Origin of the sequence: Curtobacterium pusillum (assembly GCF_007680845.1) — a bacterium.
Classification (GTDB): Bacteria; Actinomycetota; Actinomycetes; order Actinomycetales; family Microbacteriaceae; genus Curtobacterium; species Curtobacterium pusillum_B.
On the sequence record NZ_VEIY01000003.1, the window covers coordinates 345606 to 371149 of the forward strand.

Here is a 25544-nt window from a genome sequence, read left to right on the forward strand (position 1 = left end):
CGGACCACGCCGGGCGCGGCGCTACGCGACGCCCGCGGCTGCGTCGTCGCCGACGCAGCTGACCTCGCGCCACACGGCGTCGAGGGACAGCCCGACCACCTCGGCGACGGCCGCGACCGTGCCGAAGGACGGCGTCGCGATCCGCCCCGTCTCGATCTTCCGGAGCGTCTCCGGCGACACCCCGGCCGCGAGGGCGACGTCGAGCATCGAGCGCTGCCCACGGGCGCCGCGGAGGAGGGCACCGAGGCGCCGTCCGCGTTCGACGTCGACGGGGGTGAGCGGGAGCCGGACCATGTGCCGATACTAATGCCGGTCAAGAAATACCGGTACTGTTGGCCCATGATCGAGATCCTCACCCCCGCCGAGGTCGACCGCGCCCGCGCGACCGGTGCCCTCGTCGGCACGATCCTGCACACCCTGCGCGAGCGGACCCGGGTCGGCACGAACCTGCTCGAGATCGACCGCTGGGCCGAGGCGATGATCGAGGACGCCGGCGCGGAGTCCTGCTACGTCGACTACGCACCCTCGTTCGGCCGCGGCCCGTTCGGCCACCACGTCTGCACCGCCGTGAACGACGCCGTCCTGCACGGACTCCCCCGCGACCAGGCGCTGGCCGACGGGGACCTCCTCACGCTCGACCTCGCGGTGTCGCTCGACGGCATCGCCGCGGACGCCGCGATCAGCTTCGTCGTCGGGACACCGGACCCGGCCGACCTCGCGCTCGTCGACGCCACCGAACGAGCCCTCGCCGCCGGGATCGCCGCAGCACGGCCTGGCGCGCGGACCGGCGACCTCTCGCACGCCATCGGCACCGTGCTGCAGGACGCCGGGTACCCGGTCAACGTCGAGTTCGGCGGCCACGGCATCGGCTCCACGATGCACCAGGACCCGCACGTGTCGAACACCGGTCGGCCCGGCCGTGGCTACACGCTGCGCCCCGGGCTCCTGCTCGCCCTCGAACCGTGGGTGATGGCCGACACCGACGAACTCGTCACCGACCCCGACGGGTGGACCCTCCGGAGCGCGACGGGAGCCCGGACGGCACACACCGAGCACACCATCGCCATCACCGAGGACGGGGCGGAGGTCCTCACGCTCCCCAGGTGACCGGCACGCCGCCGGCGGCGACCGCGACGACCACGTCGGGCTCGGGTCGGGCGACCACCACGGGCTCGGCGACGCCGTCCAGGACCGCCACGCCCGCTCCGAGGTCGACGTCGACGCGTGACGGATCCACGCGCAGCCCCCGGCCGTCGCGCTTCAGCACGGCCTCCTTCGCCGCCCAGCACGCCGCCAGCGCCGCGGGGTCCCCAGCGGCACGGTCGAGCTCCCCGGTCGTGAAGGCGTCGAGGGCGTGTGCCGTGACGCGCGAGACGCGCTCGACGTCCACGCCGACGAGCTCGGGGCTGACCGCCACGGCGAGCACGCCCGGGGTGCGGGCGAGGCTCACGCCGACCGCACGGTCGGCGACGCTCGCCCAGGGCCGACCGTGATCGGTGGCGGAGCAGTGCGGGCAGACGCGCCCCGCGCGCACGCTGGTCACGTCGACGGCCGCAGCCAGCGCGACGGCGGTGCGGAGCGCCTCCCGGTCGTCATCGCGGGTCGCGCCCGACGGACGCACCGTCACGACGACGGTCTGGAGGCGCGGCTCACCCACCCCCGCAGCCTACGGCGCGAAGGTGGCCGGTACGGGCCGTCAGGCGTGCGTCAGCGCGATCAGCGCGACGTTCATCGTGCTGTAGGCCCCCTCGGACCGCGTGGCCTGGCGGACACGTCCGCGCAGGACCTCGTACCGCCCGTCGTGCTCGCGCACGAACCCGATCACGCCGCTCGCCGGCGTCGACACGCGGTGGTAGCCGTCCTCGAGCGGGACGACCTCGGTGTTCAGCGTTCGTTCCATTGCTGTCCCCTTCCGTTCCTCCTCGAACAGTGCCGCCAGCATACCCCGGTCCGGGGGACAAACCACGCAGCGATCCGTGGATCCACGCCGTTCACGAGCGTTCGCCCGGAGTCTGGTTCCCGGGCTGCGTGCCCTGGATAGACTCCGGGCGACAGCGCTCCCGGGGCGCTGCGGCGGCCCGGTGAACGCGGGTCGCGGCGACGGATGGAGGACGGATGCGAACGGTCCACGGCGGATCGGACACCGACGGGTCGAGCAGGTCGAGCAGGTCCAGACGGCTGCTCGCTCACCTCGCGGCGGTGCTCCTCTCGGCGACCGTGGTGCTCGCACCCGCGGCGGCGGCCCACGCGACGGCCCCGATGGACCTCGGCGGCGCCTACGTCCTCGACGACGCCGACGCCCTGACCGCCTCGCAGCAGGCCGACGTCGAACAGGCCGTGCAGGACGTCTACGACAAGACCAAGACCCAGCTCTTCGTCGTGTTCGTCCCGACCTTCACCGACCCGAGCGACCACGCGGCCTGGGGCGACGCCCTCATGTCCGCGAACCAGATCGACTCCGACAGCATCGTGCTGTCCGTCGCGGTCGACGACAAGATCGCGGACATCCAGCAGACCAACGAGACGGCGCTGTCGTCGAGCGACGTCGAGCGCGCGTACCAGCAGGACGCCGTGCCGCAACTGCGCGACGGCAACTGGGCCGCCGCGGCGACCGGGTTCGCGAACGCACTCGTCGACTCGCAGGCGCCGGCGGACCTCACCTGGCTCTGGATCCTGCTGCTCGTCGTCGTGGTGGCCGTCATCGTGGTCGTCCTCGTCATCCGTACCCGGAACAAGCGCCGCACGGCCGCCGCCGCCCGCGCACAGGAAGCCTCGCTCGCCGAGCTCGAACGCCGCGCCGGTGGTGCCCTCGTCACGATCGACGACGAGCTGAAGACCGCCGAGCAGGAGGTCGGTTTCGCCGCCGCCCAGTTCGGCGACGACGCCGCGAAGCCGTTCGCCGAGGCCGTCGCCGCCGCCCAGAAGGCGGTGCGCCAGGCCTTCGCCCTGCAACAGCAGCTCGACGACGAGATCCCGGACACGCCGCAGCAGCGCGCCGACTGGTCGAACCAGATCATCGCGACGTGTGAACGGGCGCACGCCTCCATCGAGGAACAGACCGAGGCGTTCGACCAGCTCCGCTCGCTCGAGGACGGCGTCGAGGACGCCGCGACCGCACTCGCCGCCGCGGTGGCCGAAGCACCGGCGTCGATCGCCGCTGCGGAAGCCGCGCTCGTGCGGGTGCACGCCGGGTACACCGGCCGCACCCTCGCCACCGTGTCGGACAACGTCGACCAGGCCAAGCAGGTCCTGGCCTTCGCCAGCGAGCGGTCGGCTGCGGCGACCGCGGCCATCGCCTCGGGTGACAAGGGCGAGGCGGTCGTCGCCGTCCGTGACGCCCAGCACGCCCTGGCCCAGGTCCAGCAGCTCACCACGAGCGCGACGACCGCCGAGTCCGCCTTCGCCGAGGCGTCCGCGCGCGCGGACGCGATGCGGCTGGACATCCAGGGCGACGTCGCCGCTGCCCGATCGCTGACCACGGGCGGGCCGAACCTCGCCGCGGCCGTGACCCGGGCCGAGGGGGTGCTCCGCCAGGGGGTGGACCCGCGCGACCCGATCGCCGCGGTGGACGCGCTGACGAAGGTCAACACCGAGATCGACGCCGCGCTCGCGACCGCTCGGAGCGTCGACGAACAGAACCAGCGTGCGGCTCGTGCCCTCGACGCCGCCCTCCGCGACGCCCGCTCCCGGATCAGCCAGGCCCGGGACTACATCTCGCTCCGCCGCGGTGGGGTCGGGTCGACGGCGCGGACTCGGCTGTCGGAAGCCGAACGGGCGCTCGACGACGCCGTCCAGCTCGCCACGACCGACCCCGGTCAGGCGCTCCAGGCCGCCCGCGCTGCCGAGCAGTACGCGGCCGCGGCGATGGACGCCGCCAACGACGACATGGGCGGCTGGCCCGGTCAGGGCGGCGGTGGCGGCAACGGCGCGCAGCTCGGCGGCCTCGTCACGGGGCTCGTCCTCGGCGGGCTGCTCGGCGGTCGCGGCGGCAGCTACGGCGGCGGCTCGTTCGGAGGCGGCGGCTTCGGCGGGGGCGGCGGCTTCGGGGGCGGGGGCGGCTTCGGCGGTGGTGGCGGAGGCGGCGGAGGCGGCGGGTTCTCCGGCGGCGGCCGCTTCTGACCGCTCCCACGACCAGACGACCAGCAGACCACTCTCCACGAAAGGGAACAGCACATGGCAAAGCAGACGATCTTCGGGCGGATCTCGACCCTCGTCCGGGCGAACATCAACCAGCTCATCGACAACGCCGAGGATCCCCAGAAGATGCTCGACCAGCTCGTGCGCGACTACACGAACAACATCGCGGACGCGAAGACCGCGATCGCGCAGACCATCGGGAACCTGCGCCTCCTCGAGCAGGACCACGAGGAGGACAAGAAGGCCGCGGTCGAGTGGGGCCAGAAGGCCGCGAACGCGTCCGCTGCGGCGGACAAGTACCGCACGGAGGGCAAGACCGCCGAGGCGGACAAGTTCGACAACCTCGCGAAGATCGCGATCGGCAAGCAGATCGCCGCCGAACAAGAGGTCAAGGACGCCGAGCCGAGCCTCGCCTCGCAGAACGACGCGGTCGAGAAGCTGAAGACCGGCCTCGCCGGCATGGAGCAGAAGCTCGAGGAACTCCGCGCCAAGCGGGACAACCTCGTAGCCCGCTCGAAGACCGCCGAGGCGCAGTCGAAGGTCAACGACGCCCTCGGCAACATCGACGTGATGGACCCGACGAGCGACCTCGGCCGCTTCGAGGAGAAGGTCCGCCGCGAAGAGGCGAAGGTCCTCGGGCAGCAGGAACTCCAGTCGTCGAGCCTCGACGCGCAGTTCGAGAGCCTCGACGACGTCGGCAAGGACGCCGAGGTCGAGGCGCGTCTCGCGGCGCTGAAGTCCGGCGGCTCGTCGAGCCTCTGACCCGTCCCGCGCGACGCACTCCTCGGGCGACGCCGGACCCCAACTGACAGGATGGCAGGATGCAGTTCCTCGTGGTCGGTCAGTGGCAGGGTTCGGCGTCGTCCCGTGCGATGCGGCTCGGGGACGGCGCCGCGGCCATCGCGGCCGACCTCCCCCGGGCGTCCACCACGGTGATCGAGGTGCCGACCGGTGCCGGCGACCGGCTCGAGACGGCGCTCGCGCGCTACACCTCGGTCCTCTCGGTCGCCGACCGGGTGGCGGAGGAGACCGGCGTGTCGAGCGAACCGGTGCTCGTCGTCGGCGGCGACGGTGCGAGCGTCCTCGGAGCGACCGTCGGACTCGGCCCGGACACGGCGTTCGTGCGCATCGCCGGCTCGAGCGGGTTCCGCGCGCTCAACCGTGCCCAGCCCGTGGCCGCCGAGACCGCCGTGCTGCGGATCCTCGTCGACCGGCCGGACGACCTGTTCCCCGCACTCCCCACCCTCCCTGCCTCGTCCGTGGTGGTCGCCGGTGTCCGGGGCATCGAGGACGCCGAGACCAGCGCGCTCGACCGGGCGGGCATCGTGCACCTCGACGTCGACGCAGCGACCCCGGACGCGATCGCCCGGGCGGTCGACGCCACCGGGGCCGACGCGGTGTTCGTGCACGTCGACCTCGACGTCCTCGACCCGTCCGAGGTGGACGGCCTGCTCGAGCCGGTGCCGTTCGGGCTCGACGGGGCCGGCCTCGTCGAACGCATCCAGGCGGCCACCCGAGGGCGACGCTTGGCGGGCGCGGCGCTGACCGGGTTCGCCCCCGTGGACCCGGACCGCGCGGTCGACGACCTCGGGGTGATCCTGCGAGCGGTGGGCGCGCTCACGAGCGCCTCCAGGACCAGCTGACCCGCGCCTCCAGGCGTCTGCGACCGGGCCGTTCCGCAGGACGGCCACGAGCCGCACCGGGACCGACCTGCGCGCCGTCCGGTCGCGTACGCTCAGCGACATGACGGACTACGACCTCATCGTGATCGGCGCCGGCGCAGTCGGCGAGAACGTGGCGGACTACGCCAAGAAGCGCGGCCTCTCGGTCGCGATTGTGGAGGCCGAGCTCGTCGGCGGCGAGTGCTCCTACTGGGCGTGCATGCCGTCGAAGGCACTCCTCCGCAGCGGTCACGCGCTCGCCGCGGCGAAGCGGCTCGACGGCGCGAAGCAGGCCGTGACGGGCTCGCTCGACGCTGCCCGGGTCCTCGCCCGCCGGAACTCGTTCACGTCCGACTGGAAGGACGACGGGCAGGTCGCGTGGCTCGAGTCCGCCGACATCGCCCTGATCCGCGGCCACGCCCGGATCACGGGTGAGAAGACCATCGAGGTCGACGGCACCACGTACACCGCGGCCGCCGCGATCGCCCTCGTGACCGGTTCGCTGCACACGCTCCCGCCCGTGCCCGGCCTGGCCGAGGCGAAGCCGTGGGGCACGCGGGAAGCCACGAGCGCCCAGCACGTCCCCGAGAGCCTCCTGGTCATCGGCGGCGGTGTCTCCGGCTCGGAGCTCGCGACCGCGTGGGCGTCCCTCGGCGCGAAGGTCACCCTCGTCGCCCGGCACGGTCTGCTCGGGGGCATGGAGCCCTTCGCGGGCGAACTCGTCGCCGACTCCCTCCGCGAGCTCGGCGTCGACGTCCGCACCGGCGTGAACCCGACCCGCGTCGACCGCGACGAGCACGGGCTCGTCACCACAACCCTTGACGACGGCACGACCGTCGTCACGAGCGAGGTCCTCGCCGCCACCGGCCGCGCGGCCCACACGAAGGACCTCGGCCTCGAGTCCGTCGGGCTGACCGCCGGCGACTGGCTGCAGGTCGACGACACGATGCTCGTCCAGGGCACCGACTGGCTCTACGCCGTCGGCGACGTCAACCACCGCGTCCTCCTCACCCACCAGGGCAAGTACCAGGCCCGTGCCGCCGGCGAAGCGATCGCCGCCCGCCACCAGGGCACGCCGCTGCACACCGAGCCGTGGGGTGCGCACGTCGCCACCGCCGACCACGCCGCGGTCCCCCAGGTCACCTTCACCGACCCCGAGGTCGCGAGCGTCGGGCTCACCGAGTCCGCGGCGCGCCAGCAGGGGCTGAACGTGCGGGCGGTCGAGTACGAGCTCGGGAACGTGGCCGGAGCGTCACTGCAGGCCGACGGCTACACCGGTCGCGCGAAGATGGTCGTCGACGAGGACCGTCACGTCGTCGTGGGCGTCACCTTCGTCGGGCAGGACGTCGCCGAGATGCTGCACGCCGCGACGATCGCCGTCGTCGGCGAGGTCCCGGTCGACCGGCTGTGGCACGCGGTCCCCGCCTACCCGACGATGAACGAGATCTGGCTGCGACTGCTCGAGACCTACGGCCGACCGGAGTAGCGGTGCGGAACCCGCTGCTCGACTCCCCCGTCTCCCGGGCGGGGTGGCTGTTCGCGACGGCGGTCGGCCTCGCCGTGGGGGTGCCGCTGTCGACCGGGAAGGTGCGGGTGGTCGACGGGCTGATCGTGTGCACGGGGCTGCCGCGGTGGGTGTTCCGCCGTGGTGGCACGTGCGTCGGGTCGGTCTACCTCACGCGCGACAACGACGGGGAACGGGTGCTCCGGCACGAGCGGGTGCACGTCGAGCAGTGGCGGCGGTACGGCATGCTGATGCCCGTCGTGTACGCCCTGGCCGGGCGGGACCCGCTCCGGAACCGGTTCGAGGTCGAGGCCGGGCTCGAGGACGGCAACTACCGCTGACGCGCGCGGCGCGCGGCGCGGCCTGCCGAGCGGGCAGAACACGCCGCAGGCGTCCCACCGAGCGGGCGGAACCCGCCGCTCCGGCACCCCGAGCGTGACGGAAACCGCCCGCTCGGGGAGCCCCGGGCCGCCCGGACGGGAGGCGCGGCGCGGGCGGGCGCCGCGCCTCCCGTCCGCCGACCCCCGTCCTCCGTCCCCTCCCCGAGCGGGCAGAACACGCCGCAGGCGTCCCGCCGAGCGGGCGGAACCCGCCGCACCGGCGCGCCGAGCGGGACGGATATCGCCCGCTCGGGGAGCCGCCGTCGGCCCGGACGGGAGGCGCGGGGCGGGCTGGCGCCGCGCTTGCCGTCCGCCGAGCGGGCAGGACACGCCGCAGGCGTCCCGCCGAGCGGGCGGAACCCGCCGCCGCGGCGGGCCGAGCGGGACGCATATCGCCCGCCCGGGGAGCCGCCGCCGGCCCGGACGGGAGGCACGCGGCGGGCTGGCGCCGCGCCTCCCGTCCGCCGAGCGGGCAGAACCCGCCGCAGGCGTCCCGCCGAGCGGGCGGAACCCGCCGCCGCGGCGGGCCGAGCGGGACGGAAATCGCCCGCTCGGGGAGGGGGCGGGCCGGGCGGGCCGGGCCGCCCGGCCCGGCCGGCCCGCCCGGCCCGGCGGGTCAGGCGGCGCGGCGCCGCGGGACCACGAGGGGCGTGCCCGTCTCGGGGTCGGGGACGACCACGCACGGCAGGCCGAAGACCTCCTCGACGAGGTCGGCCGTCACCACCGAGGCCGGCGGCCCGGACGCCACGATCGACCCGGCCCGCATGGCGATCACGTGCGTGGCGTACCGCGCGGCCTGGTTGAGGTCGTGCAGCACGGCGACGACCGTCCGACCGGCCGCGTGCAACGCCGAGGCCAGCTCGAGCACGTCGTACTGGTGCGCGATGTCGAGGAACGTGGTGGGTTCGTCGAGCAGGACGATGTCGGTCTCCTGCGCGAGCACCATCGCGATCCACACCCGCTGCCGCTGCCCACCGGAGAGCTCGTCCACGCTGCGATCAGCGAGCGACACGGTCTCCGTCTGCTCGAGCGCCGCCTGCACCGCGATCCGGTCTGTGCCGGAGGACGGGTGCAGCAGGTCCTGGTGCGGGAACCGGCCGCGGGACACAAGGTCGCGCACGGTGATGCCGTCGGGAGCGATCGGCGTCTGCGGGAGCATGCCGACCCGCCGCGCGACGGCCTTGGGGCGGAGGGACGAGATCGGTGCACCGTCGAGGAACACGGTGCCCGCGGTCGGCTTGAGCGTCCTCGCGAAGGACTTCAGCAGCGTCGACTTCCCGCAGGCGTTGGGACCGACGATCACCGTCAGCTCGCCGTCGGGGATGTCGACGTCGAGGTCGGACACGACGACCCGGTCGTCGTACGCGAGCGTCAGCCCGCGGGCGCCGAGCGCGGTGGTGGGCGCACGACCGGGATCGGTCAATTCTCCGCCTTGCCGTGCCGCCAGTACCCCATGAACGCGACCTGCTTCCGGTCGAGGCCGACACCGCGCACGAGGTGGCGGCGGAGTTCCTTGACGCAGCCGGCCTCCCCCGCGATCCAGGCGTAGACGGGACGCGGGGCGTCGTGCGCGGGGATGTCCCACAGGACCTGCTCGTCCACGTCGACGTCGGCGAGCTCGACCGGGTCTCCGCAGGGAGACGTCACGACGGGAGCCGCCACGGTCGACGCCCACGCGTGCACCTGGTCGGTCATCCGGACCCCGTGCGAGGCGCCGTTCCGGGCGATCCACCGGACCTCGACCCCGGCCGGAGCCGTCACGGGCAGCCGGTCGGCATCGGTCGGGACCTCGATGAACACGTGCCCGACGGCGGTGACGTCCAGCGCCTCGAGGATGGCGCAGATGGCGGGCGCGGCGGTCTCGTCGCCGGCGAGCAGGATGCGGTTCGCCGCTCCCGGGTCGAACTCGGCGGCCCCGGACGGTAGCTCGGCGGGCGAGGACGGCACGGCGGGACCGACGATGCGGAGTTCGTCGCCGACGCGGCACGACGAGACCCAGCGTGAGGCGGGTCCGGTGTCGCCGTGCGCCACGAAGTCGATGTCGAGCTCGCGGGCGTCGGGACGGAACGACCGGACCGTGTAGGTGCGGAGCGGGTTGCGGACGGCGTCCGGCAGCGCCCGCCACGCGGCGTACCAGTCGTCGCCGTCGGGCAGGTCGGTGAACCCGTGCCCGGGGATCGGCAGGACGAGCTTGATGCGCTGGTCGAGGCCGACCGAGGAGAACTCGGCGAGGGCGTCGCCGGTGAGGGTCACCCGCACGAACGACGGGGTGAGCGGGATGACGGCAGCAACGCGAACGGAGAAGACACGGTACCGGGCTGCCACGGCCCAAGTATGGCATGCCTTACCTCACCTCTCCAAGGTTCCGGAGCCACTCCGAGGGTCCGGACGGTGCGAGGATCGTCCCCGTGCCCGATGCTCCTGACGACGAATTCGCTGACCTGCCCACCCTCGCCCGCGCGAGCGGCGTGACGGAGCCGCTCCGCGCCTCCAGACAGGTGGTCCGTACCACGGACGGACAGGAGATCGCTGCGATCCGGTGGGGTGGGACGAACCAGGAGGCGCGGATCACCTACCTGCACGGGCTCGGCATCGACGCCCACAGCTTCGACCAGACGGCCCTCGCCGTCGGCGAGCCGGCGGTCGCCGTCGACCTCCCGGGCCACGGCCGCTCCGGCTGGCGGGACGACGCCGACTACGCGGCCGACGCCACGGCGCCGAGCGTCCTCGCGGCACTCGACGCGCTCGACGTCCCACCGGGGATCGTGGTCGGGCACTCGCTCGGGGCGATCCTCGCCGCCCGGCTCGCGGCCCTCGTGCCCGAGCGGGTCACCGGGCTCGTGCTCGTGGACATGTCGCCGGACTTCGCGCAGCGGGCGGTGGACCGGATCGCGCGCGCTCTGGAGGCGGAGGAGCCGTTCGCGTCCCTCGAGCAGGTCGTCGACCGTGCGGTGGAGGCGCGCGTCGGCGACGACCGCGCGGTGCTCCTCCGGGAAGCCCGGCACACCACCCGACTCGGTGCCGACGGGCGACTCGTCCGCCGCCACCACTTCCCGCACCTGCCCGCCGGCCGGACGTCCTCGGTGGGGCGGTTCGCCGACGCGTGGCCGGACCTCGAGGCCCTCGACGTCCCGATCCTGCTCGTCCGCGGCGACCGCGGCTACGTCTCACCGAAGCTCCACGCGCAGTTCGCCGAGCGGCTGCCCGATGCCGAGATCGTCACGGTCGAGGCACGGCACGCGGTGCAGAACCAGGCGCCCCTCGAACTCGCTGCGGCGATCCGGGCATGGGCGGAACGTAACGGTTTGTTGCACCCCATCGAACAACCGTCGCCGGAGGACACCGGCCGCCGCTAACCTCGTCCAAGCGCGAGCACCGACCATCGCCCTCGCGCCCGGAAGGAACCCACAACCCATGAGTCCGCTCCTCCCCCGCCGCACCCCCCGCACCGGCCGATCGGCCCTGCGTCGATCGGTCCTGACCGCCACCGCGGTCGCCGTGGCCTCGGCGCTGGTGCTCACCGGCTGCTCCGGATCCTCGAACGAGGACGGCGGCGCCGACGCCACCGTCCGCGTCGGTCTCGTGCTCGAGCCGACCAGCCTCGACATCCGCACGCAGTCCGGCGCCGCACTCGACCAGGTGCTCATCGACAACGTGTACCAGGGGCTCGTCGGCCGCACAGCGGACGGCGACGTCCACGACGTGCTGGCGTCGGGGCACGAGGTCTCGTCCGACGGGCTGACCTACACGTTCACGCTCCGGAAGTGCACCACCTTCCAGGACGGCAAGGACGTCACCGCCGCCGACGTCGTGTGGTCGCTGCAGCAGGTGAAGTCGAACGCGACCTACGTCGACTCGGCGCAGCTCGCGAACGTGTCGTCGATCACGTCGCCGTCGTCGAGCACGGTCGTCCTCAAGCTCGCCAAGCCCGACTCGGACCTCCTCTGGAATCTCACCGGCCGCGCCGGCCTCGTGCTCGAGAAGGCCGCGAGCAACGATCTGTCCGACACCGCGAACGGCACCGGCCCGTACGAGGTCGCGAGCTGGAAGCAGGGCGACTCCCTGACCTTCAAGCGGAACGCCGACTACTGGGGCACCAAGGCGAAGGTGGCGAAGGTCGTCTTCCGCTACATCACCCAGCCGTCCACCGCCGTGAACGCGATGGCGAACGGTGACCTCGACGTGCAGACCGCCGTCGACGGCACCCTGAAGAGCCAGCTGCAGGGCAACTCGGACATCACGCTGCACACCGGCAAGACGACCGACAAGTACACGCTCGCGTTCAACGACCAGAAGGCGCCGTTCACCGACAAGCGCGTGCGCCAGGCGATCCGGCAGGCGATCGACGCGAAGGCGATCATCAAGGCGATCGGCGGCACCGGCGTCGAGCAGGGCGGCCCGATCCCGGAGCTCGACCCGGGCTACCAGGACCTCACCGACATCGACGCGTACGACCCGTCGAACGCCAAGAAGCTGCTCGCGGCCGCCGGCGCCACGAACCTCAAGCTGACGCTGACGTACGCGAACATCTACTCGGCGACGATCGGCGACGTCCTGAAGTCCCAGCTGGCCGACGTCGGCATCTCGCTCACGGTCAAGCGCGTCGACTTCGCCACGTGGCTATCGCAGGTGTTCGAGGCCCCGAAGAGCGGCAAGCGCGACTTCGACCTCTCGATGGTGAACCACGTCGAGTCGCGCGACTTCGGCAACTGGGCGAACCCGGACTACTACTTCGGCTACGACAACCCCGAGGTGCAGTCGCTGTACGCCGCCTCGGTGGCCGCGACGAGCGAGTCCGAGAAGGTCGCCGACCTGCAGAAGGCGGCGAAGATCGTCAGCGAGGACGCCGCCGGCGAGTGGCTGTACACCGCCACGTCGATCACGGCCGTGCGGAAGGGCGTCACGGGCGTCCCGTACAACGGCACGAACTCGCGCCTCGACCTGTCGAAGCTCGCGGTCAAGTGACCGGTGACCGGGCCGGCGCAGACCGCTGGCGTCCCGCGCCCGTAGCATCGCTGTCGTGACCCGGTTCCTGATCGGGCGGGTGCTCCTGCTCGTCGTCGGCCTGCTCGTGGCGAGCGTCATCATCTTCGCCACGCTCCAGGTGCTTCCCGGCGACGTGGCGCAGATCGTCGCCGGCACGCAGGCGTCCCCGGCGCAGGTGGACGAGCTCCGGCAGCAGCTCGGGCTCGACCGACCCGTCGTCGTGCAGTACCTCGACTGGATCGGTGGGCTGTTCCGCGGGGACCTCGGCCGCTCGCTCGTCACCGACGGGCAGGTGGCGCCGGAGATCGCCCAGAAGCTCAGCGTGACGCTGCCGCTCGCCGGGATGTCGCTCGCGGCCGCCCTGGTGATCGGGGTGCCGCTCGGGGTGCTCGCCGCGGTGCTCCGCCGTCGTCCGGGCGGCGTGGTGATCTCGTTCGTCGCGCAGGCAGTCGCGGCGATCCCGGTCGTCTGGGCCGGCATGCTCCTCGTCGCGCTGTTCGCCGTCACGCTGCACTGGCTGCCGACGCAGGGCTTCCCGCTCGACGGCTGGGACGAGCCCGGCCGGGCGTTCGCCGCGCTCGTGCTGCCCGCGCTGACGATCGGCGCGGTCGAGGGCGCCGTCATCCTCCGCTTCACCAGGTCGGCGACGCTCGGGGTGCTCGACGCCGACCACGTCCGGACCGCGGCGGCGATCGGGCTCACCCGGACGCAGGCCCTCGTCCGGCACGGCCTGCCGTCGGTGGCGCTCACCGTGCTGGCGGTGCTCGGCGTGCAGATCGCCGGACTCCTCGTCGGGGCGGTCGTCGTCGAACAGCTGTTCTCGCTCCCCGGGGTCGGCCGCATGCTCGTCACCGACGTCGGACGCCGCGACATCACGAAGGTGCAGTCCGAACTCCTCGTGCTGACCGGCCTGGTGCTGCTCGTCGGCTTCGCGGTCGACGTGGTGCACCGGACGCTCGACCCCCGCCAGCGGGAGGTGTCCGGGTGATCCGCCGACTCCTCGCCCGACCGACCGGGGTGTTCGCCGTCGTCGTGCTCGGCCTGCTCGTCGTCCTCGCCGTGGTGTCCCTGTTCTGGACGCCGGAGGACCCGTTCCGCACCGATCCGTTCCACCAGTGGGAGCCACCAAGTCCCGCGCACTGGTTCGGCACCGACGCCTCGGGTCGGGACATCGCGAGCTACCTGCTGGCCGGCACCCGGACGACGGTGCTCGTGGCCGTCGGCTCCGGGGTGATCGCGAGCGTGGTCGGCATCGTCCTCACCGCGATCGGCTCGCTCACCGCGCGCTGGGTCCGCGAGGGCACCGCCGTCCTCCTCGACATCCTCGTGGCGTTCCCGACGCTCCTCACCGCGATGCTCCTCACCGCGGTCGCCGGCGGATCGCTCGGCGTCGTGATCGTCAGCGTGGGGCTGTCGTTCGGCGTCACCATCGCCCGGGTCGCGCGCGGGGAGATCCGCCGCATCGCCCGGAGCGACTACGTGACGGCAGCGCGGGCGTCGGGCGTGGGCGGGGCCGGCGTGCTGTTCCGCCACCTGGTGCCGAACGCGGCGCCGCTGTTCACCGTGCAGCTGTCGCTCGCGATGGCGACGGCGGTCCTCGCCGAGGCCGGGCTCTCGTACCTGGGCTACGGCGCCGGGTCGAACACCGCGTCGTGGGGCAGCCTGCTCTCCGACCTGCAGACCTACATCGGGGTGCACCCGTGGAGTGCGACGTGGCCCGGGGCCGCGATCGCGCTCGTCGTGGCGGCGCTGTCGTTGCTCGGCGATGCCGTCCGGGACGCCACCGACCCGCGCCTGACGACGAGCGACCGCGCGGCGTCCGGCGCCCCGACCGAGACCACCACGGGGGTGACCGCATGACCGAACCCACGGACCGGACCGCACCCGCGGACCGGGCCGGACCCACGGACCGGACCGGAGCCTCCGGCACCGACCACGCGCCGACCGCAGCCTCCGGCCTCGAGGTGCGTGGCCTGACGGTCCGTATCGACCGCCGGACGATCCTCGACGACGTGACGTTCACCGTGCCTCCAGGCCATCGCGTTGGTGTGATCGGCGCCTCCGGATCCGGGAAGTCGATGACCTCGCTCGCCCTGATGGGACTGGAGCCGACCGGCGCGGAGGTGACCGGCAGCATCCGCCTCGACGGCACCGAACTCGTCGGCCTGCCCGACCGGGAGCGCGCCCGCCACCGGGGGGCCGGCATCGCCATCGTGTTCCAGGAGCCCGGGACCGCCCTCGACCCGCTCCGCCGCGTCGGCGCCCAGATCGCCGAGCCGCTGCGGCTGCACCGGGGGCTCGACCGGCGCGCGGCCGCCGCAGCCGCCACCGACCTCGCGATGTCCGTCGGGCTGCCCGACCCCGAGTCCCTGCTTCGGCAGTACCCGCACCAGTTGTCCGGCGGGCAGCGGCAGCGGATCTGCATCGCGATGGCGATGGCCGGCGAGCCGTCGTACCTCGTGGCCGACGAACCGACGACGGCGCTCGACGTGACGACCGAGGCCCGGATCCTGGAGCTCTTCGAGGGGCTGACGGCCGGGATGGTGTTCGTCACGCACGACCTCGCCGTGCTCGCCCGGATCGCCGACACCGCGGTCGTCCTCGACGCCGGGCGCGTCGTCGAGGAGGGCTCGGTGGCGCAACTCCTCGCCGCGCCGCAGCACCCCGCGACGGTGGCGCTCGTCGACGCCGCCCGCGCCACCGCGCGCCGGACCGGGGGTGCTTCGTGACCGCGATCCTGGACGGCAGCGGCCTGCACCGCACGTACCGGCTTCCCCGCCGCGGCCCGTTCGAGCCGGGCCCCGTCCGCACCGCGGTCGACGGCGTCGACCTGACGGTCGCACCAGGTGCGCGCCTCGGGATCGTCGGGGAGTCGGGATCGGGCAAGTCCACGTTGGTCCGGCTGCTCGCCGGCCTGGAGGCGCCTTCCGCCGGCACCGTCACCGCCTCCGGTCGTCCGGTGGTGACGTCCGGATCCGCGGGCGCGATGCGCTGGTTCCGTCGCGAGACCGGGGTGGTGTTCCAGGACCCGTACGCCTCGCTCGACCCGCGGATGCGCGTCGGGTCGATCGTCGCGGAGCCGCTCCGGGCGCTGCGGATCCCGGGGTCCCACGCCGAGCTGGTCCGTGACGTGCTGGAGCGCGTGGACCTCCCTGCGGACGTCGTCGACCGGTACCCGCACGAGTTCTCCGGCGGGCAGCGGCAGCGCATCGCGATCGCCCGGGCCGTCGTGCACTCGCCGCGGATCCTGTTCGGGGACGAGCCGATGAGCGCCCTCGACGTGGTGGTCCGTGCGCGCGTGATCGAGCTGTTCCGGTCGCTCGCCGACGACCTCGGGCTGACGCTCGTGCTCGTGTCGCACGACATCGGGGTGGTGCAGCGGCTGTGCGACACCGTGGCGGTGATGTCGGCGGGGCGGATCGTGGAGCACGGGCCGGTGTCGTTGCTCGACGCGCCGCAGCACCCGGTGACGCGGGCCTTGGTGGAGGCGGCGCCGACCCTGCCGTGAGCGCCGCGGGGGCCGGCCGGGGCGGGGCGTGGCCGGGCGGGGCGTGGTCGGGCGTGGCGCGGGGTGGCGTGGCCGGGCGCGGCGCGACCCCCGGTCTGCGACACCACACCCGTCGATCGACGCGTGCGGTGTCGACTCATGCGCCGGCATCGGGTGCGCGTGCATCGTGCGACATCGCACCTGTCGATCGACGCGTGGGAAGTCGCACGGTGCGCACGCATGGACCGCCGGCGCAACGCCGCGCGCACGCGGGCGCACGCAGCGCGCGACCCCGCGCCCGACGCGCAGCCAGCCCGCCCAGGCCGCGCCGCGCCTCCCGTCAGCCGGCGGTCACCACATCGGCGGGTGCCGCCGCTGCCACCGCACCCGCCGCTCGAGCTGCGCGCCGATCGCGAGGAGGACCCGCTCCCCGCCCGGCCGCCCGATGAGCTGCACACCCATCGGCAACCCCGCGCCGTCCGGGTGGCCCCCGTCCGTGACGCCCACGGGCAGCGTGATCGCCGGCAGCCCCGCGACGTTCGCCATCGAGGTCCACGGGGAGTAGGCGCACTGGCGGCGGAAGTCCTCCTCGGGGTCCTCGCCGTACCACCCGAGGGGCCGCGGCGTCAGCGCCAGGGTCGGTGTGAGCACCGCGTCGAACCGGCCGAACGCGCCGATGAGCGCGGCGGAGAACGTGTCGAGCGCCGTCATCGCGTCGAGCACCTGCATCCCGGTCAGCGCCCGACCACGTGCCACCAGCCAGGACACCAGCGGCGTCAACGACGACAGGTCGATCCCTGGCACGACCGGCAACCGGGCGGCGCTCGACTCCCACGCGACCCGGAACGCGTCGGCGTACGGGGTCCGGGGCATCGCGACGTCCTCGACGCCGTGGCCGACCTCGCCGAGCACCCGCACCGCGGTCTCGACGGCGGCCCGTGCGGCGGGGTCGACGACCACGTCGACGGTGTCGTCCCACGGTGAGCCGTCGAGGAGTCCGACGACGAAGCGCCCCTCGCCCCGGACGGCCGCGGCGGTGAACGGCCCCTCACCGACGTCCGGCGTGACGAGCGCGTACGGCGACGGTTCGGCGAGCCCGGTCGGCGCGACGAGGGCGTCGAGCAGCATCCCGGCGTCGGCGACGTTCCGGGTGATCGGTCCCGCGACCGAGAGCCCTCCGACGCCCGAGCGGCCGGGCATCGACGGCACCCGACCCCGGCTCGGCTTCAGCCCGACCAGCCCGGTCGCCGCGGCCGGGATCCGCACGGAGCCGCCGCCGTCCGACCCCACGGCTGCGGGGAGCAAGCCGGCCGCCACCGCCACCGCGGCGCCGCTCGACGACCCGCCCGGCGCCCGGGTGGCGTCGTAGGGGTTGCGGGTGGTGCCGAAGCGGGTCTCCGACGACGAGGACATCCCGAACTCCGGCGTCGCGGTCTTGCCGAGGCTCACCGCGCCGGCCGCGTCGAGCGCGGCCACGAGCGGGTGGTCGGCCGCCGCCGGCCGTGCTGGCAGCGCGGTCGACCCGTTCCGCGTCGACACACCGGCGCGGTCGTACAGGTCCTTGTCGGCGGACGGGAGGCCCCACAGCGGCCGCGACGTCGGCACCAGGTCGCCGAGGTGGTCGGCTCGGTCGCGCGCTGCGTCCGCCGTGACCGTCACGAACGCGCCGAGGTCCGGGTCGAGCCGGGCGATGCGGTCGGCGTAGTGGTCGGTCGCCTCGCGCGCGGTGACCTCGCCCCGGCGGATCCAGTCCCAGAGTTCCTGCGCGGCGAGGTGGTGGAGTTCGAACACGGTTCCCGAGCCTACGGCCGCCGGCTTGCACCTTTCGGATGCACCCCGCGGAGTGCGTCCGTTCGCCGGTCGTCCCGCGACGCCGCGGTTCCTAGCGTCGACGTCATGACGAACACCATCGAAGACCGGCGCACCGCCGGCACCGACCGAGCGGACCGGACGGGGGTGCGCGGGCTCGTCGCCCGGCACCCGCTCGTCTCGTTCGCCGCCCTCGCCCTCGGCCTCAGCTGGGCGGCCTGGATCCCGTACATCCTGTCGCCGCACGGCCTCGGCGTCTGGGACCTGCACTTCCCCGAGTTCCTCGGCACCGCCCAGTTCACCGGCATCCTGCCCGGCGCGCTCCTCGGTCCGCTCGGCGGCGCGTTCCTCGTGACCGCCCTCGCCGACGGTCGCCCGGGGCTCCGCCGCTGGGTCGGTCGGCTCTGGCGCTGGCGGGTCGCCTGGTACTGGTACGCCCTCGCACTGGTCGGCGTGCCCGCGATCATCGTGGCCACGGGGCTGCCGTTCTCCGGCGGTGTGGTGCAGGCACCGAGCATGCTCGCCCTGGTCGCCCTCGTCCCGGGACTCGTCGTCCAGCTGTTCACGACGGGGCTGTCGGAGGAGCCCGGCTGGCGCGACTTCGCCCTGCCCCGACTGCAGGAGCGGTTCGGACCGCTCGGCGCCGCCGCCGTGCTCGGCCCGCTGTGGGCGCTCTGGCACATGCCGCTCTACCTCAGCGACTGGGGCGGGTGGCCGGACGCGCACTGGACGGAGCCGCTCGTGTTCGCGGTGTTCACGATCACCTTCAACGTCGTGATGACGTGGGTGTTCAACCGCACCGGGGAGAGCCTGCCGGTCGTGCTCCTGCTGCACGTGGGCGTCAACAACACGATCTCGACACTGTGGGCCGACATGTACCCGGGGATGACCGCGGGCACGATGATGCACGGGCTCGCGATCGTCTCCACCGTGGCTGCTGCCGTGCTGCTCGTCGCGACCCGGGGGCGGCTCGGGTACACCGGGAGCACCCCGGCCACCACCACGGCTGCCGCCCGCGACCGCGACCGACTCGTAGGATCGAACGATGGCACCCGCTGACGCGCCCGCGCCGCGCCCCGCGCCCGGGGCCCGGAGCGACCGAAGCGACCGGAGCGACCGAAGCGACCGGAGGGTCCGGACGAGGACGAGGACGGTCGACCGCCTGGTCGCCGTGGGCACCGCCGTCGTCGCCCTCGGACTCCTCGTCGGCGTGCCCCCGCTCGACGCCCTCGACCCCGACGGCACGGGCCTCGGCACCGGCACGACAGCGCCGGCCGTCGGCGGACTCCCCTGGACGATCCTCGCCGTCGCCCTGCTCGCCCAGTCCGCCGTCCTCCTGGCCGCACGACGCGCACCCCGGGCCACGCTCGTCGTCGTCGCCGCGCTGCCGGTCCTGGTCGCCGCGACCTCGTGGAGCGCCCTGTACGGACTGACGGCCCTGCCGGTGGTCGTCGCCGTCGTCCTGGCAGCGCTGCGGCTCCCGCTCCCCCGGCTCTGGCCGGCCGTCACCGTGGCAGCCGCCCTGGTCGCCGTGGGCACGGCCGTCACGACCGCGGTCGGCTCCGGTGCGTTCCGCACCAGCATCGCGTCCGGCATCGCGACCTCGCTCGGACAAGGGGTCCTGCAGGCGGTCGGCGCGGTCGGGCTGCCGCTCGTGGTCACGCTGGTCGTCCGGTCGCGCCGGGAACTCCGCGCGGCGAGGACGGCCGAGGCCGCGGCACGAACCGCCGAGGCGGACGCCCGCACCGCCGCCGCCGACGCCCGCTCGGCCGAAGCCGACGCCCGCTCGGCGGAAGCGGACGCCCGCACCGCCGAGGCCGCCGCGGTCGGCCGCGAGCAGGACGCCCGCGTCGATGCCGCGGTGTCCCGCGAACGCGCCGCGATGGCCCGGGAGCTGCACGACATCGCCGCGCACCACCTGTCCGGCATCGCCCTGATGTCCGCCGTCGTCGACCGCCAGATCGACTCCGACCCGGACCGTGCCCACGAGGGCGTCCGTCAGGTGCGGGAGCAGAGCACCGCCGTGCTCGAGGACCTCCGCCGCCTGGTCGGACTCCTCCGCGAGGACGGCCCCGCCGAACGCGCCGTCGAGACGGTGACCGGGATCGTCGACCTCGTCGAGAGCGCCCGCACGCGGACCGCCGTCGCGCTGGACGTCCACGAGGGCGACCACCCCCTCGCGGACGGTATCGGCCCGCTCGCCCAGCTCGTCGCCTACCGCACCGTGCAGGAGGGGCTCGCCAACGTCGCGATGCACGCCGCCGGCGCGCCGTGCACCGTCACCGTCGACGACCGCGACCCCGCCCAGCTGACGGTGCGCGTCGAGAACGGGGTGCCCACCGCACCGTCCGTCGGGAGCACGCCCTCAGGCGGGAACGGACTCCGCGGCATGCGCGAGCGGGCAGAACTCGTCGGGGCGCGCCTCCAGATCGGCCCCACCGGTACCGGCGGGTGGACGGTCGAGCTGGTGCTCCGCCGGGAGGCGCGACCCGCCGCCGACCCGTCGGCCGACGATCCGGAGGTGGGCGCGTGATCCGCGTGCTGGTGGCGGACGACCAGCCGCTCGTCCGTGCGGGCGTCTCCGCCCTGCTGTCGGCGGAGCCGGACATCGAGGTCGTCGGCGTCGCCGCCGACGGCGGCGAGGCGCTCGCCCTCGCCCGGAGCACCCGGCCGGACGTGGCGTGCCTGGACATCCGGATGCCGGTGCGGAACGGCATCGAGGTCGCGCGGGAACTCTGCGCACCCGACGCCGACCCGGCGGTGCCGGTGCTCATGCTGACCACCTTCGACATGGACGACCTCGTCTTCGGCGCGCTCGAGGCCGGGGCGTCCGGCTTCCTGCTCAAGGACGCCGAGCCCGACGTCATCGTCGGCGCCGTCCGCCAGGTCGCCGCCGGGAACGGGACCATCGACCAGGCGCTCACCCGACGGGTCCTGCGGGAGTTCGTGTCCCGCCGGAGCCTGCAGCCGGTGTCGGGCGACCGGGCCGACGACGTGCTGACCGCCCGGGAGCGCGACGTGCTGCTGCTCCTCGCCGAGGGGATGTCGAACGAGGAGATCGCGGCCGCGCTCGTCGTCGAGGTCTCCACCGTGAAGTCGCACCTGGCCCGGATGTTGCCGAAGCTCGGGGTGCGGTCACGCCTGCAAGCCGTGGTCTGGGCGTACCAGAACCGGATCGTCACCGTCCCCGGCGCGGACGGCGTCGACGGCGTCGACGGCTGAAACCGCCTAGCTGCGGCGGCGGTACCGGACGTGCGTCGTCAGCGGGGAGTGCAGCACCTCGACCGGTTCGAAGTCGAACGTCTCGGAGCCGTCCGCGAAGATCCGCTCCCCGGAGCCGAGCAGGACGGGCGCGATGTCGAGCGTGAGCTCGTCGACCACCCCGGCGGCGAGGGCCTGCCGCACGGTCGAGGCCCCGCCCGCGATGTCGATACCCTCGTCACCGGCGACCTCGACCGCGCGCGCGTAGGCGGCGTCGAACCCGTCCGTGACGAAGTGGAACGTGGTGCCGCCCTCGAGCTCGATCGGCTCGTGCGCGTGGTGGGTGAGCACGAAGACGGGTGCGTGGTACGGCGGTTCCGAGCCCCACCAGCCCTGCCAGTCCTGGTCCCACTCGCCGCGGACCGGACCGAACATGTTGCGCCCCATCACGTAGGCGCCGCGCGGCCGCATGAGCCATCCCGCCGCCTGGAGGTCGGCCGCTCCGACGTCCGCACCGGGCATGTGCCACGTGTGGAGTTCACCGCCGCGGCGGCCGAGCGGCTGGTCCAGGCTCTGGTCCGGCCCGGCGACGAAGCCGTCGAGCGAGATGGACATGTGGCAGGTGGTGTCGGCCATGCGTGTCGGTTCCTCAGTTCCCCAGGTGCGCGGCGAGCACGTCGCGCACGGTCGTCCACTCGTGGTGCCCGTAGCGGTCGTCGTCGACGTGCCGGAGTTCGGCCTCGCCGCTGAACATGCTCACGAAGTACTGCATACCCTGCCACGCGGGGAACGGCTCGTCGTCGCCGGCCTTCGAGAGTCGCCGGCCGACCCGGGCCATCGCGGACAGCGTGCCGGCGGTCCCGGCCCACTGCAGGCGGAACGGGGTGCCGGTCAGCTGCGACATGGTGTCGGCGATGCTCCGCGAGGTGACGCGGTCACCGGCGACCTCGACCACACGGGGTGCGGCCGGGTCGAGCGCGACGCGTGCGGTGACCCACGCGACGTCGTCCTTCGTGGTGAAGTCGAGCACCTGGTCGGCGGACGACCAGTACAGGACGCGCTGCCGGTCGAACAGGATGAGCGGCGCCTGACCGGTGAGCATGTCCGTGAAGGCGCCGTTGAGGATCGAGGTCGCCCGGATCGGCGCGGCGTCGAGGTCGGCGGCGAACTCGCGGCGGAGCTCGAAGTTCCGGTTCGTCCCCGGGGTGATCGACCGGTAGTCGGCCGCGTAGTCGGACGGGATGAACCGGTCGACGCCGGCCTCGACCGCTGCCCGGAGCAGGGCGCGCTGGGTGTCGACGATCACCGAGCGGGTCCCGCTGACGGCGGACACCACCACGTCGACCCCGGCGAGCGCCGCGGTCAGTGCGGCGTGGTCGGAGTAGTCGGCGGTGACGACCTCGACGTGGTCGTCGTGGTCGGGCGTGCCGCCGCGGTTCGCGCTCGTGGAGCGGGTGAGCACCTTGACGTGGGTGTCGTGCTCCCGGAGCTCGCGGACGATGCGGCCGCCGAGGTCACCGGTGGCGCCGGCGACGAGGACGGTGGTGGTCACGCCTTCTCGACGTCGGAGAAGAGTCCGGTGAAGGTCGCTCCGGTGCCGCCGAGCTGCCCGAAGAACGCGCCGGCCTCGGCACCGGCGACCGCTGCGGAGGCGTCGTCGTAGGAGTCGAAGTACAGGTCGAGGGTGCGGTGGGCGGGGGTGGGGGTGCCGTCCTCCTTCGGCCAGACCTTGCCGGCTTCGAGGCGGCGGAGCTTCGGGAGGGCGCCGGCGGCTTCCTCGAGGGCGGGGTAGGCCGCTTCGAAGGCGGCGGGGTCGGCGGGGTTGTCGATGATGAGGGTGATCTTCGTGGTCATGGTGCCAGTGTTCTCCCGTTCGGCCACTTCGGTACGCCCGGCCCGGTCGACAGCGCCGACGAGCGCTGTGCCAGGATCGAGCGCATGGGGGAAACGATCGTGCTGCTGGCGACCGCTCCGGAGCGCGCCGCGCTCGAGGCACAGGGGTGGTCCGTGACGGCTCGGTCCTTCGGGGCGCAGCTCGACGCCGACCGCATCGACCGTCCGCGGTTGCGGGCGCTCGTCGACCGGGTCGCCGAGGTGGGCACGCCCCGCGCGCTGGACTCCGACGACGTCGCGGCGGTGCTCGAGCTCGACGCCCTGACGGCGCGGGACTACCCGGGCAGCGTGGCGACCCAGCACGAGCCGCTCGACCGCGGGACGGCGACCCCGTCCGCGTCGCGGCCCGCGTTCGGCCTCCTCACCGCGCAGGGCGAGCTGGTGGCCATGACGTACGTCGACGTCGACGGGCCGCTCGCCGAGACGGCCTTCACCGTCGTCCACCCGGCATGGCGTGGACGCGGGCTCGCCCCGGCGGTCAAGGCCTGGTCCGTGCTCGCACTCGCCGACGCGGGCACGACCCGCTTCCGGACCGGAGGGTCGGCCGAGAACGCCGCGATCCGGTCGGCGAACGCAGCCGTCGGCTACGTCGTTGACGAGGAGTGGGTCACGCTCGAACCCGGCCGCCCGTAGCCGGGGGCTGCGCCGCGACGGACGGGAGGCGCGGTGCGGGCCCGCACCGCGCCTCCCGTCCGTCAGCGGTGACCGCCCACCCCCGTGACCCGCGTCGGTCAGGTGCGCGCGTTCAGACCCGGGCGTGCTCGATGCGGCCGCCGCCGAAGGGCAGGAGCCCGGCGCGGTAGACGAACGGGACGCCGTCGTCGACGGACGTCGCCCGCGTGGTCGCCGATCCGAAGCGCCAGACGCGGTTGTACAGGTACACGCCGATGACGGTCCCACCGTCGTCGGGCACGGCCCACGTGCCGGTCCCCCACTGCGCGGGGTGTCCGACGCCGTCGATGGTGACGGTCGGCCGGGCGAACCACGTCACGGGCGGTCGGGTGATCCGGAGTTCCACCCGGCGCTTCGTCGTGCCGGAGGGCTGTGTCGATTCCACTCCCCGAGAATACGGGCCGCCGTCGATCAGGCCCGACGCGGTGGCGCCTCCACGACGACGTCCTCGTACCGGGGCGGCACCCACGTCAGGATCCCCTCGAACAGCTGGGCGGCGGAGAACAGGACGAGGAACACCGCGCTCGAGGCCGTCGCGGCACGGACGCCGATCGCCGGGTACAGGAGCAGGGCGACGCCGATGCAGATGCACAGCACGGCGGCGACGAGCGTGAGGGAACGCACGGCCGAGAACGTCGACCCGGTGAGGATGACCGCGGCTTCGAGGAACCAGGCGAGGGAGATCACGAACACCCAGATGCTCAGCTCGCCGGGCGGGTGGACGACGGCGATGACCCCGGCGACCAGGACGAGGGTGCCGAGCACCGCGTGGATCCCGCGCCGCAGGACCGACATGCGGTCACCGGCCTGCGCGCGTCCGATGCGCAGGAGCCCGGCGACGACCATGTAGGAGCCGAGGAGGTGGACCTCGGCGCCGAGTGCGGCCGCCGGCCGGGTGAGGATGAGCACGGCGACCAGGAAGCCGACGACGCCCGTGACGAGGAGCACCATCGCTTGGCGCGCTCGTCGTGCAGCGGGCCGGGGTGAGTGCACCGACCAGCTCGGCGTCCGCACTGCGTCGTCCATGGTGCTCCTCCGGTGTGGTCGTGGTCTGCGTCGTGCCGCACCGTCTACACCCCGGACGGGCCGCTGTCCGCTCGATGCCCACGCATCGATCCGGACAGGGGCTCACTTTCGGGTGTAGGCCTGGCCGAAGTGGGTTCCGGAGCCTTTCAGGGAAGGTCGGTGGACGTCATGGACGTCGAACACGCCACGGAGGGGTCGAGCGCCGTCGATCGTCGGTTGCGCACGGCCTTCGCCGTCCTCGGTGTCGTCGCGCTGCTCGCCGGCCTCGCCGCGCTCGTGCTCCCGCACGCGACGCTCATCGCGGTCGCGTGGGTGTTCGGCGTCTACCTGGTCGTCGCCGGCGCCACCCTGCTGGTCCGGGCGTTCTCCGCCGGACCGACGTCCTCGTGGCGACGGATCGGACTCGTCGTGGTCGGCGTGCTCATCGTCGTCGGCGGCGTCTTCGCCCTGTTCCACCCACCGGTCGGCATCCGGTGGCTCTCGCTCACGATCGGCTTCACCTGGCTGCTCGAGGGCATCACGCTGCTCTACGCGCCGACCACGGGCAACCGTGCCCTCGCGGTCGTCGGGGCGGTGCTGAGCTTCCTCAGCGGGCTCCTCCTCATCAACCTGCCGTACCTCGGCGCGGTGTTCGCCGTCGCCGCCGTCAGCAGCGTCCTCATCGTCTCGGGCATCGTCCAACTCGTCGTCGCCATCTCGTGGAACCGGGTCGGCGACGACGAGGACGATGCCGAGGCCGATCCCGATCGGGACGCTCCCACGGTCTGACCACGACCGCGCACCATCCG

General features: G+C 73.7%; 28 protein-coding genes. 17 read left to right on the forward strand and 11 right to left on the reverse strand.

Annotated elements, in window-relative coordinates; genetic code table 11:
* Positions 1-21: 21 nt before the first annotated feature.
* Positions 22-294, reverse strand: a complete 273-nt coding sequence (locus FS825_RS09210) for a helix-turn-helix transcriptional regulator (RefSeq protein ID WP_144712221.1) — start codon at positions 292-294, stop codon at positions 22-24.
* A gap of 45 nt (positions 295-339) precedes the next feature.
* On the opposite strand from FS825_RS09210, the gene map reads away from it, so the two are divergent.
* Positions 340-1107 carry a type I methionyl aminopeptidase gene (gene map / locus FS825_RS09215; RefSeq protein ID WP_144712222.1) on the forward strand — a complete coding sequence of 256 codons (768 nt, stop codon included), beginning with the start codon at positions 340-342 and terminating at the stop codon, positions 1105-1107.
* Here the strand turns inward: map and FS825_RS09220 are convergent.
* Together FS825_RS09220 and FS825_RS09225 are read right to left on the reverse strand one after the other, a co-directional pair.
* The gene (locus FS825_RS09220) at positions 1091-1657 is read right to left on the reverse strand and encodes a 4'-phosphopantetheinyl transferase superfamily protein (protein WP_144712223.1); all 567 of its coding nucleotides are present in this window, start codon (positions 1655-1657) and stop codon (positions 1091-1093) included. The two genes, map and FS825_RS09220, sit on opposite strands and share 17 nt — an antisense overlap.
* A 39-nt stretch (positions 1658-1696) precedes the next feature.
* Complete coding sequence (locus FS825_RS09225) at positions 1697-1900, reverse strand: hypothetical protein (RefSeq protein ID WP_144712224.1); 204 nt, start codon at positions 1898-1900, stop codon at positions 1697-1699.
* A gap of 215 nt (positions 1901-2115) precedes the next feature.
* Between FS825_RS09225 and FS825_RS18615 the strand changes: the two genes are divergently transcribed.
* The 5 genes from FS825_RS18615 to FS825_RS09255 all read left to right on the forward strand — a co-directional run bounded on the left by FS825_RS18615 (position 2116) and on the right by FS825_RS09255 (position 7643).
* The gene (locus FS825_RS18615) at positions 2116-4119 is read left to right on the forward strand and encodes a TPM domain-containing protein (RefSeq protein WP_186377155.1); all 2004 of its coding nucleotides are present in this window, start codon (positions 2116-2118) and stop codon (positions 4117-4119) included.
* Between the two features lie 54 nt (positions 4120-4173).
* On the forward strand, positions 4174-4899 hold the full coding sequence (locus FS825_RS09240; protein ID WP_144712225.1) for a PspA/IM30 family protein: 726 nt from the start codon (positions 4174-4176) through the stop codon (positions 4897-4899).
* Positions 4900-4958: 59 nt separating this feature from the next.
* Positions 4959-5780 (forward strand): arginase family protein, encoded by an 822-nt coding sequence (locus tag FS825_RS09245; RefSeq protein WP_144712226.1) that lies wholly within the window; start codon positions 4959-4961, stop codon positions 5778-5780.
* 100 nt (positions 5781-5880) lie between these two features.
* Entirely contained in the window at positions 5881-7284 is a 1404-nt protein-coding gene (locus FS825_RS09250; RefSeq protein WP_144712227.1) for a dihydrolipoyl dehydrogenase family protein, read from the forward strand.
* Positions 7285-7286: 2 nt separating this feature from the next.
* Positions 7287-7643, forward strand: a complete 357-nt coding sequence (locus FS825_RS09255; protein WP_186377156.1) for a Fe-S oxidoreductase — start codon at positions 7287-7289, stop codon at positions 7641-7643.
* Positions 7644-8298: 655 nt separating this feature from the next.
* Here FS825_RS09255 and FS825_RS09260 read toward each other — a convergent pair.
* Together FS825_RS09260 and FS825_RS09265 are read right to left on the reverse strand one after the other, a co-directional pair.
* Complete coding sequence (locus FS825_RS09260) at positions 8299-9105, reverse strand: ABC transporter ATP-binding protein (protein ID WP_144712228.1); 807 nt, start codon at positions 9103-9105, stop codon at positions 8299-8301.
* Entirely contained in the window at positions 9102-10007 is a 906-nt protein-coding gene (locus FS825_RS09265) for a siderophore-interacting protein (RefSeq protein ID WP_144712229.1), read from the reverse strand. The genes FS825_RS09260 and FS825_RS09265 overlap by 4 nt, the downstream gene beginning before the upstream one ends.
* Positions 10008-10090: 83 nt before the next feature.
* On the opposite strand from FS825_RS09265, the gene FS825_RS09270 reads away from it, so the two are divergent.
* Genes FS825_RS09270 through FS825_RS09295 form a run of 6 tightly spaced genes read left to right on the forward strand, consistent with a single transcriptional unit; the run spans position 10091 to position 16176 of the window.
* Entirely contained in the window at positions 10091-11038 is a 948-nt protein-coding gene (locus tag FS825_RS09270) for an alpha/beta fold hydrolase (protein WP_186377157.1), read from the forward strand.
* A gap of 58 nt (positions 11039-11096) precedes the next feature.
* Complete coding sequence (locus tag FS825_RS09275) at positions 11097-12647, forward strand: ABC transporter substrate-binding protein (RefSeq protein WP_144712231.1); 1551 nt, start codon at positions 11097-11099, stop codon at positions 12645-12647.
* Positions 12648-12702: 55 nt separating this feature from the next.
* Entirely contained in the window at positions 12703-13656 is a 954-nt protein-coding gene (locus FS825_RS09280) for an ABC transporter permease (RefSeq protein WP_144712232.1), read from the forward strand.
* Positions 13653-14528, forward strand: a complete 876-nt coding sequence (locus tag FS825_RS09285; RefSeq protein WP_144712233.1) for an ABC transporter permease — start codon at positions 13653-13655, stop codon at positions 14526-14528. Before FS825_RS09280 ends, FS825_RS09285 begins: the two co-directional genes overlap by 4 nt.
* On the forward strand, positions 14525-15397 hold the full coding sequence (locus FS825_RS09290; RefSeq protein ID WP_260981101.1) for an ABC transporter ATP-binding protein: 873 nt from the start codon (positions 14525-14527) through the stop codon (positions 15395-15397). Before FS825_RS09285 ends, FS825_RS09290 begins: the two co-directional genes overlap by 4 nt.
* On the forward strand, positions 15394-16176 hold the full coding sequence (locus tag FS825_RS09295; RefSeq protein WP_144712234.1) for an ABC transporter ATP-binding protein: 783 nt from the start codon (positions 15394-15396) through the stop codon (positions 16174-16176). The genes FS825_RS09290 and FS825_RS09295 overlap by 4 nt, the downstream gene beginning before the upstream one ends.
* A 330-nt stretch (positions 16177-16506) precedes the next feature.
* Here the strand turns inward: FS825_RS09295 and FS825_RS09300 are convergent, their stop codons facing one another.
* Positions 16507-17946 (reverse strand): amidase, encoded by a 1440-nt coding sequence (locus FS825_RS09300; RefSeq protein WP_144712235.1) that lies wholly within the window; start codon positions 17944-17946, stop codon positions 16507-16509.
* Positions 17947-18051: 105 nt separating this feature from the next.
* On the opposite strand from FS825_RS09300, the gene FS825_RS09305 reads away from it, so the two are divergent.
* From FS825_RS09305 to FS825_RS09315, 3 genes are all read left to right on the forward strand, one after another.
* Positions 18052-19023 carry a CPBP family intramembrane glutamic endopeptidase gene (locus FS825_RS09305; protein WP_144712236.1) on the forward strand — a complete coding sequence of 324 codons (972 nt, stop codon included), beginning with the start codon at positions 18052-18054 and terminating at the stop codon, positions 19021-19023.
* 112 nt (positions 19024-19135) lie between these two features.
* Positions 19136-20497 (forward strand): sensor histidine kinase, encoded by a 1362-nt coding sequence (locus FS825_RS09310; protein WP_144712237.1) that lies wholly within the window; start codon positions 19136-19138, stop codon positions 20495-20497.
* Complete coding sequence (locus tag FS825_RS09315) at positions 20494-21186, forward strand: response regulator (RefSeq protein WP_144712238.1); 693 nt, start codon at positions 20494-20496, stop codon at positions 21184-21186. The genes FS825_RS09310 and FS825_RS09315 overlap by 4 nt, the downstream gene beginning before the upstream one ends.
* Before the next feature lie 6 nt (positions 21187-21192).
* On the opposite strand, the gene FS825_RS09320 is transcribed toward FS825_RS09315, so the two are convergent.
* From FS825_RS09320 to FS825_RS09330, 3 genes are read right to left on the reverse strand one after another with little or no spacing between them, the layout of a single operon-like run.
* A complete protein-coding gene (locus tag FS825_RS09320) occupies positions 21193-21801 on the reverse strand; it encodes a dihydrofolate reductase family protein (protein WP_144712239.1) in 609 nt (202 codons plus the stop codon).
* 13 nt (positions 21802-21814) lie between these two features.
* Positions 21815-22717: an NmrA family NAD(P)-binding protein gene (locus FS825_RS09325; RefSeq protein WP_144712241.1), complete on the reverse strand. Its 903-nt coding sequence runs from the start codon at positions 22715-22717 to the stop codon at positions 21815-21817.
* Entirely contained in the window at positions 22714-23019 is a 306-nt protein-coding gene (locus FS825_RS09330; protein WP_144712243.1) for an EthD family reductase, read from the reverse strand. Before FS825_RS09330 ends, FS825_RS09325 begins: the two co-directional genes overlap by 4 nt.
* 84 nt (positions 23020-23103) lie before the next feature.
* On the opposite strand from FS825_RS09330, the gene FS825_RS09335 reads away from it, so the two are divergent.
* Complete coding sequence (locus tag FS825_RS09335; protein ID WP_144712245.1) at positions 23104-23691, forward strand: GNAT family N-acetyltransferase; 588 nt, start codon at positions 23104-23106, stop codon at positions 23689-23691.
* Positions 23692-23803: 112 nt separating this feature from the next.
* On the opposite strand, the gene FS825_RS09340 is transcribed toward FS825_RS09335, so the two are convergent.
* Both FS825_RS09340 and FS825_RS09345 read right to left on the reverse strand, forming a co-directional pair.
* The gene (locus tag FS825_RS09340) at positions 23804-24115 is read right to left on the reverse strand and encodes a hypothetical protein (RefSeq protein WP_144712247.1); all 312 of its coding nucleotides are present in this window, start codon (positions 24113-24115) and stop codon (positions 23804-23806) included.
* Positions 24116-24141: 26 nt separating this feature from the next.
* Entirely contained in the window at positions 24142-24756 is a 615-nt protein-coding gene (locus FS825_RS09345) for a DUF308 domain-containing protein (RefSeq protein ID WP_144712249.1), read from the reverse strand.
* 168 nt (positions 24757-24924) lie between these two features.
* Between FS825_RS09345 and FS825_RS09350 the strand changes: the two genes are divergently transcribed.
* On the forward strand, positions 24925-25524 hold the full coding sequence (locus FS825_RS09350) for a DUF308 domain-containing protein (RefSeq protein ID WP_144712251.1): 600 nt from the start codon (positions 24925-24927) through the stop codon (positions 25522-25524).
* Positions 25525-25544: the final 20 nt, after the last annotated feature.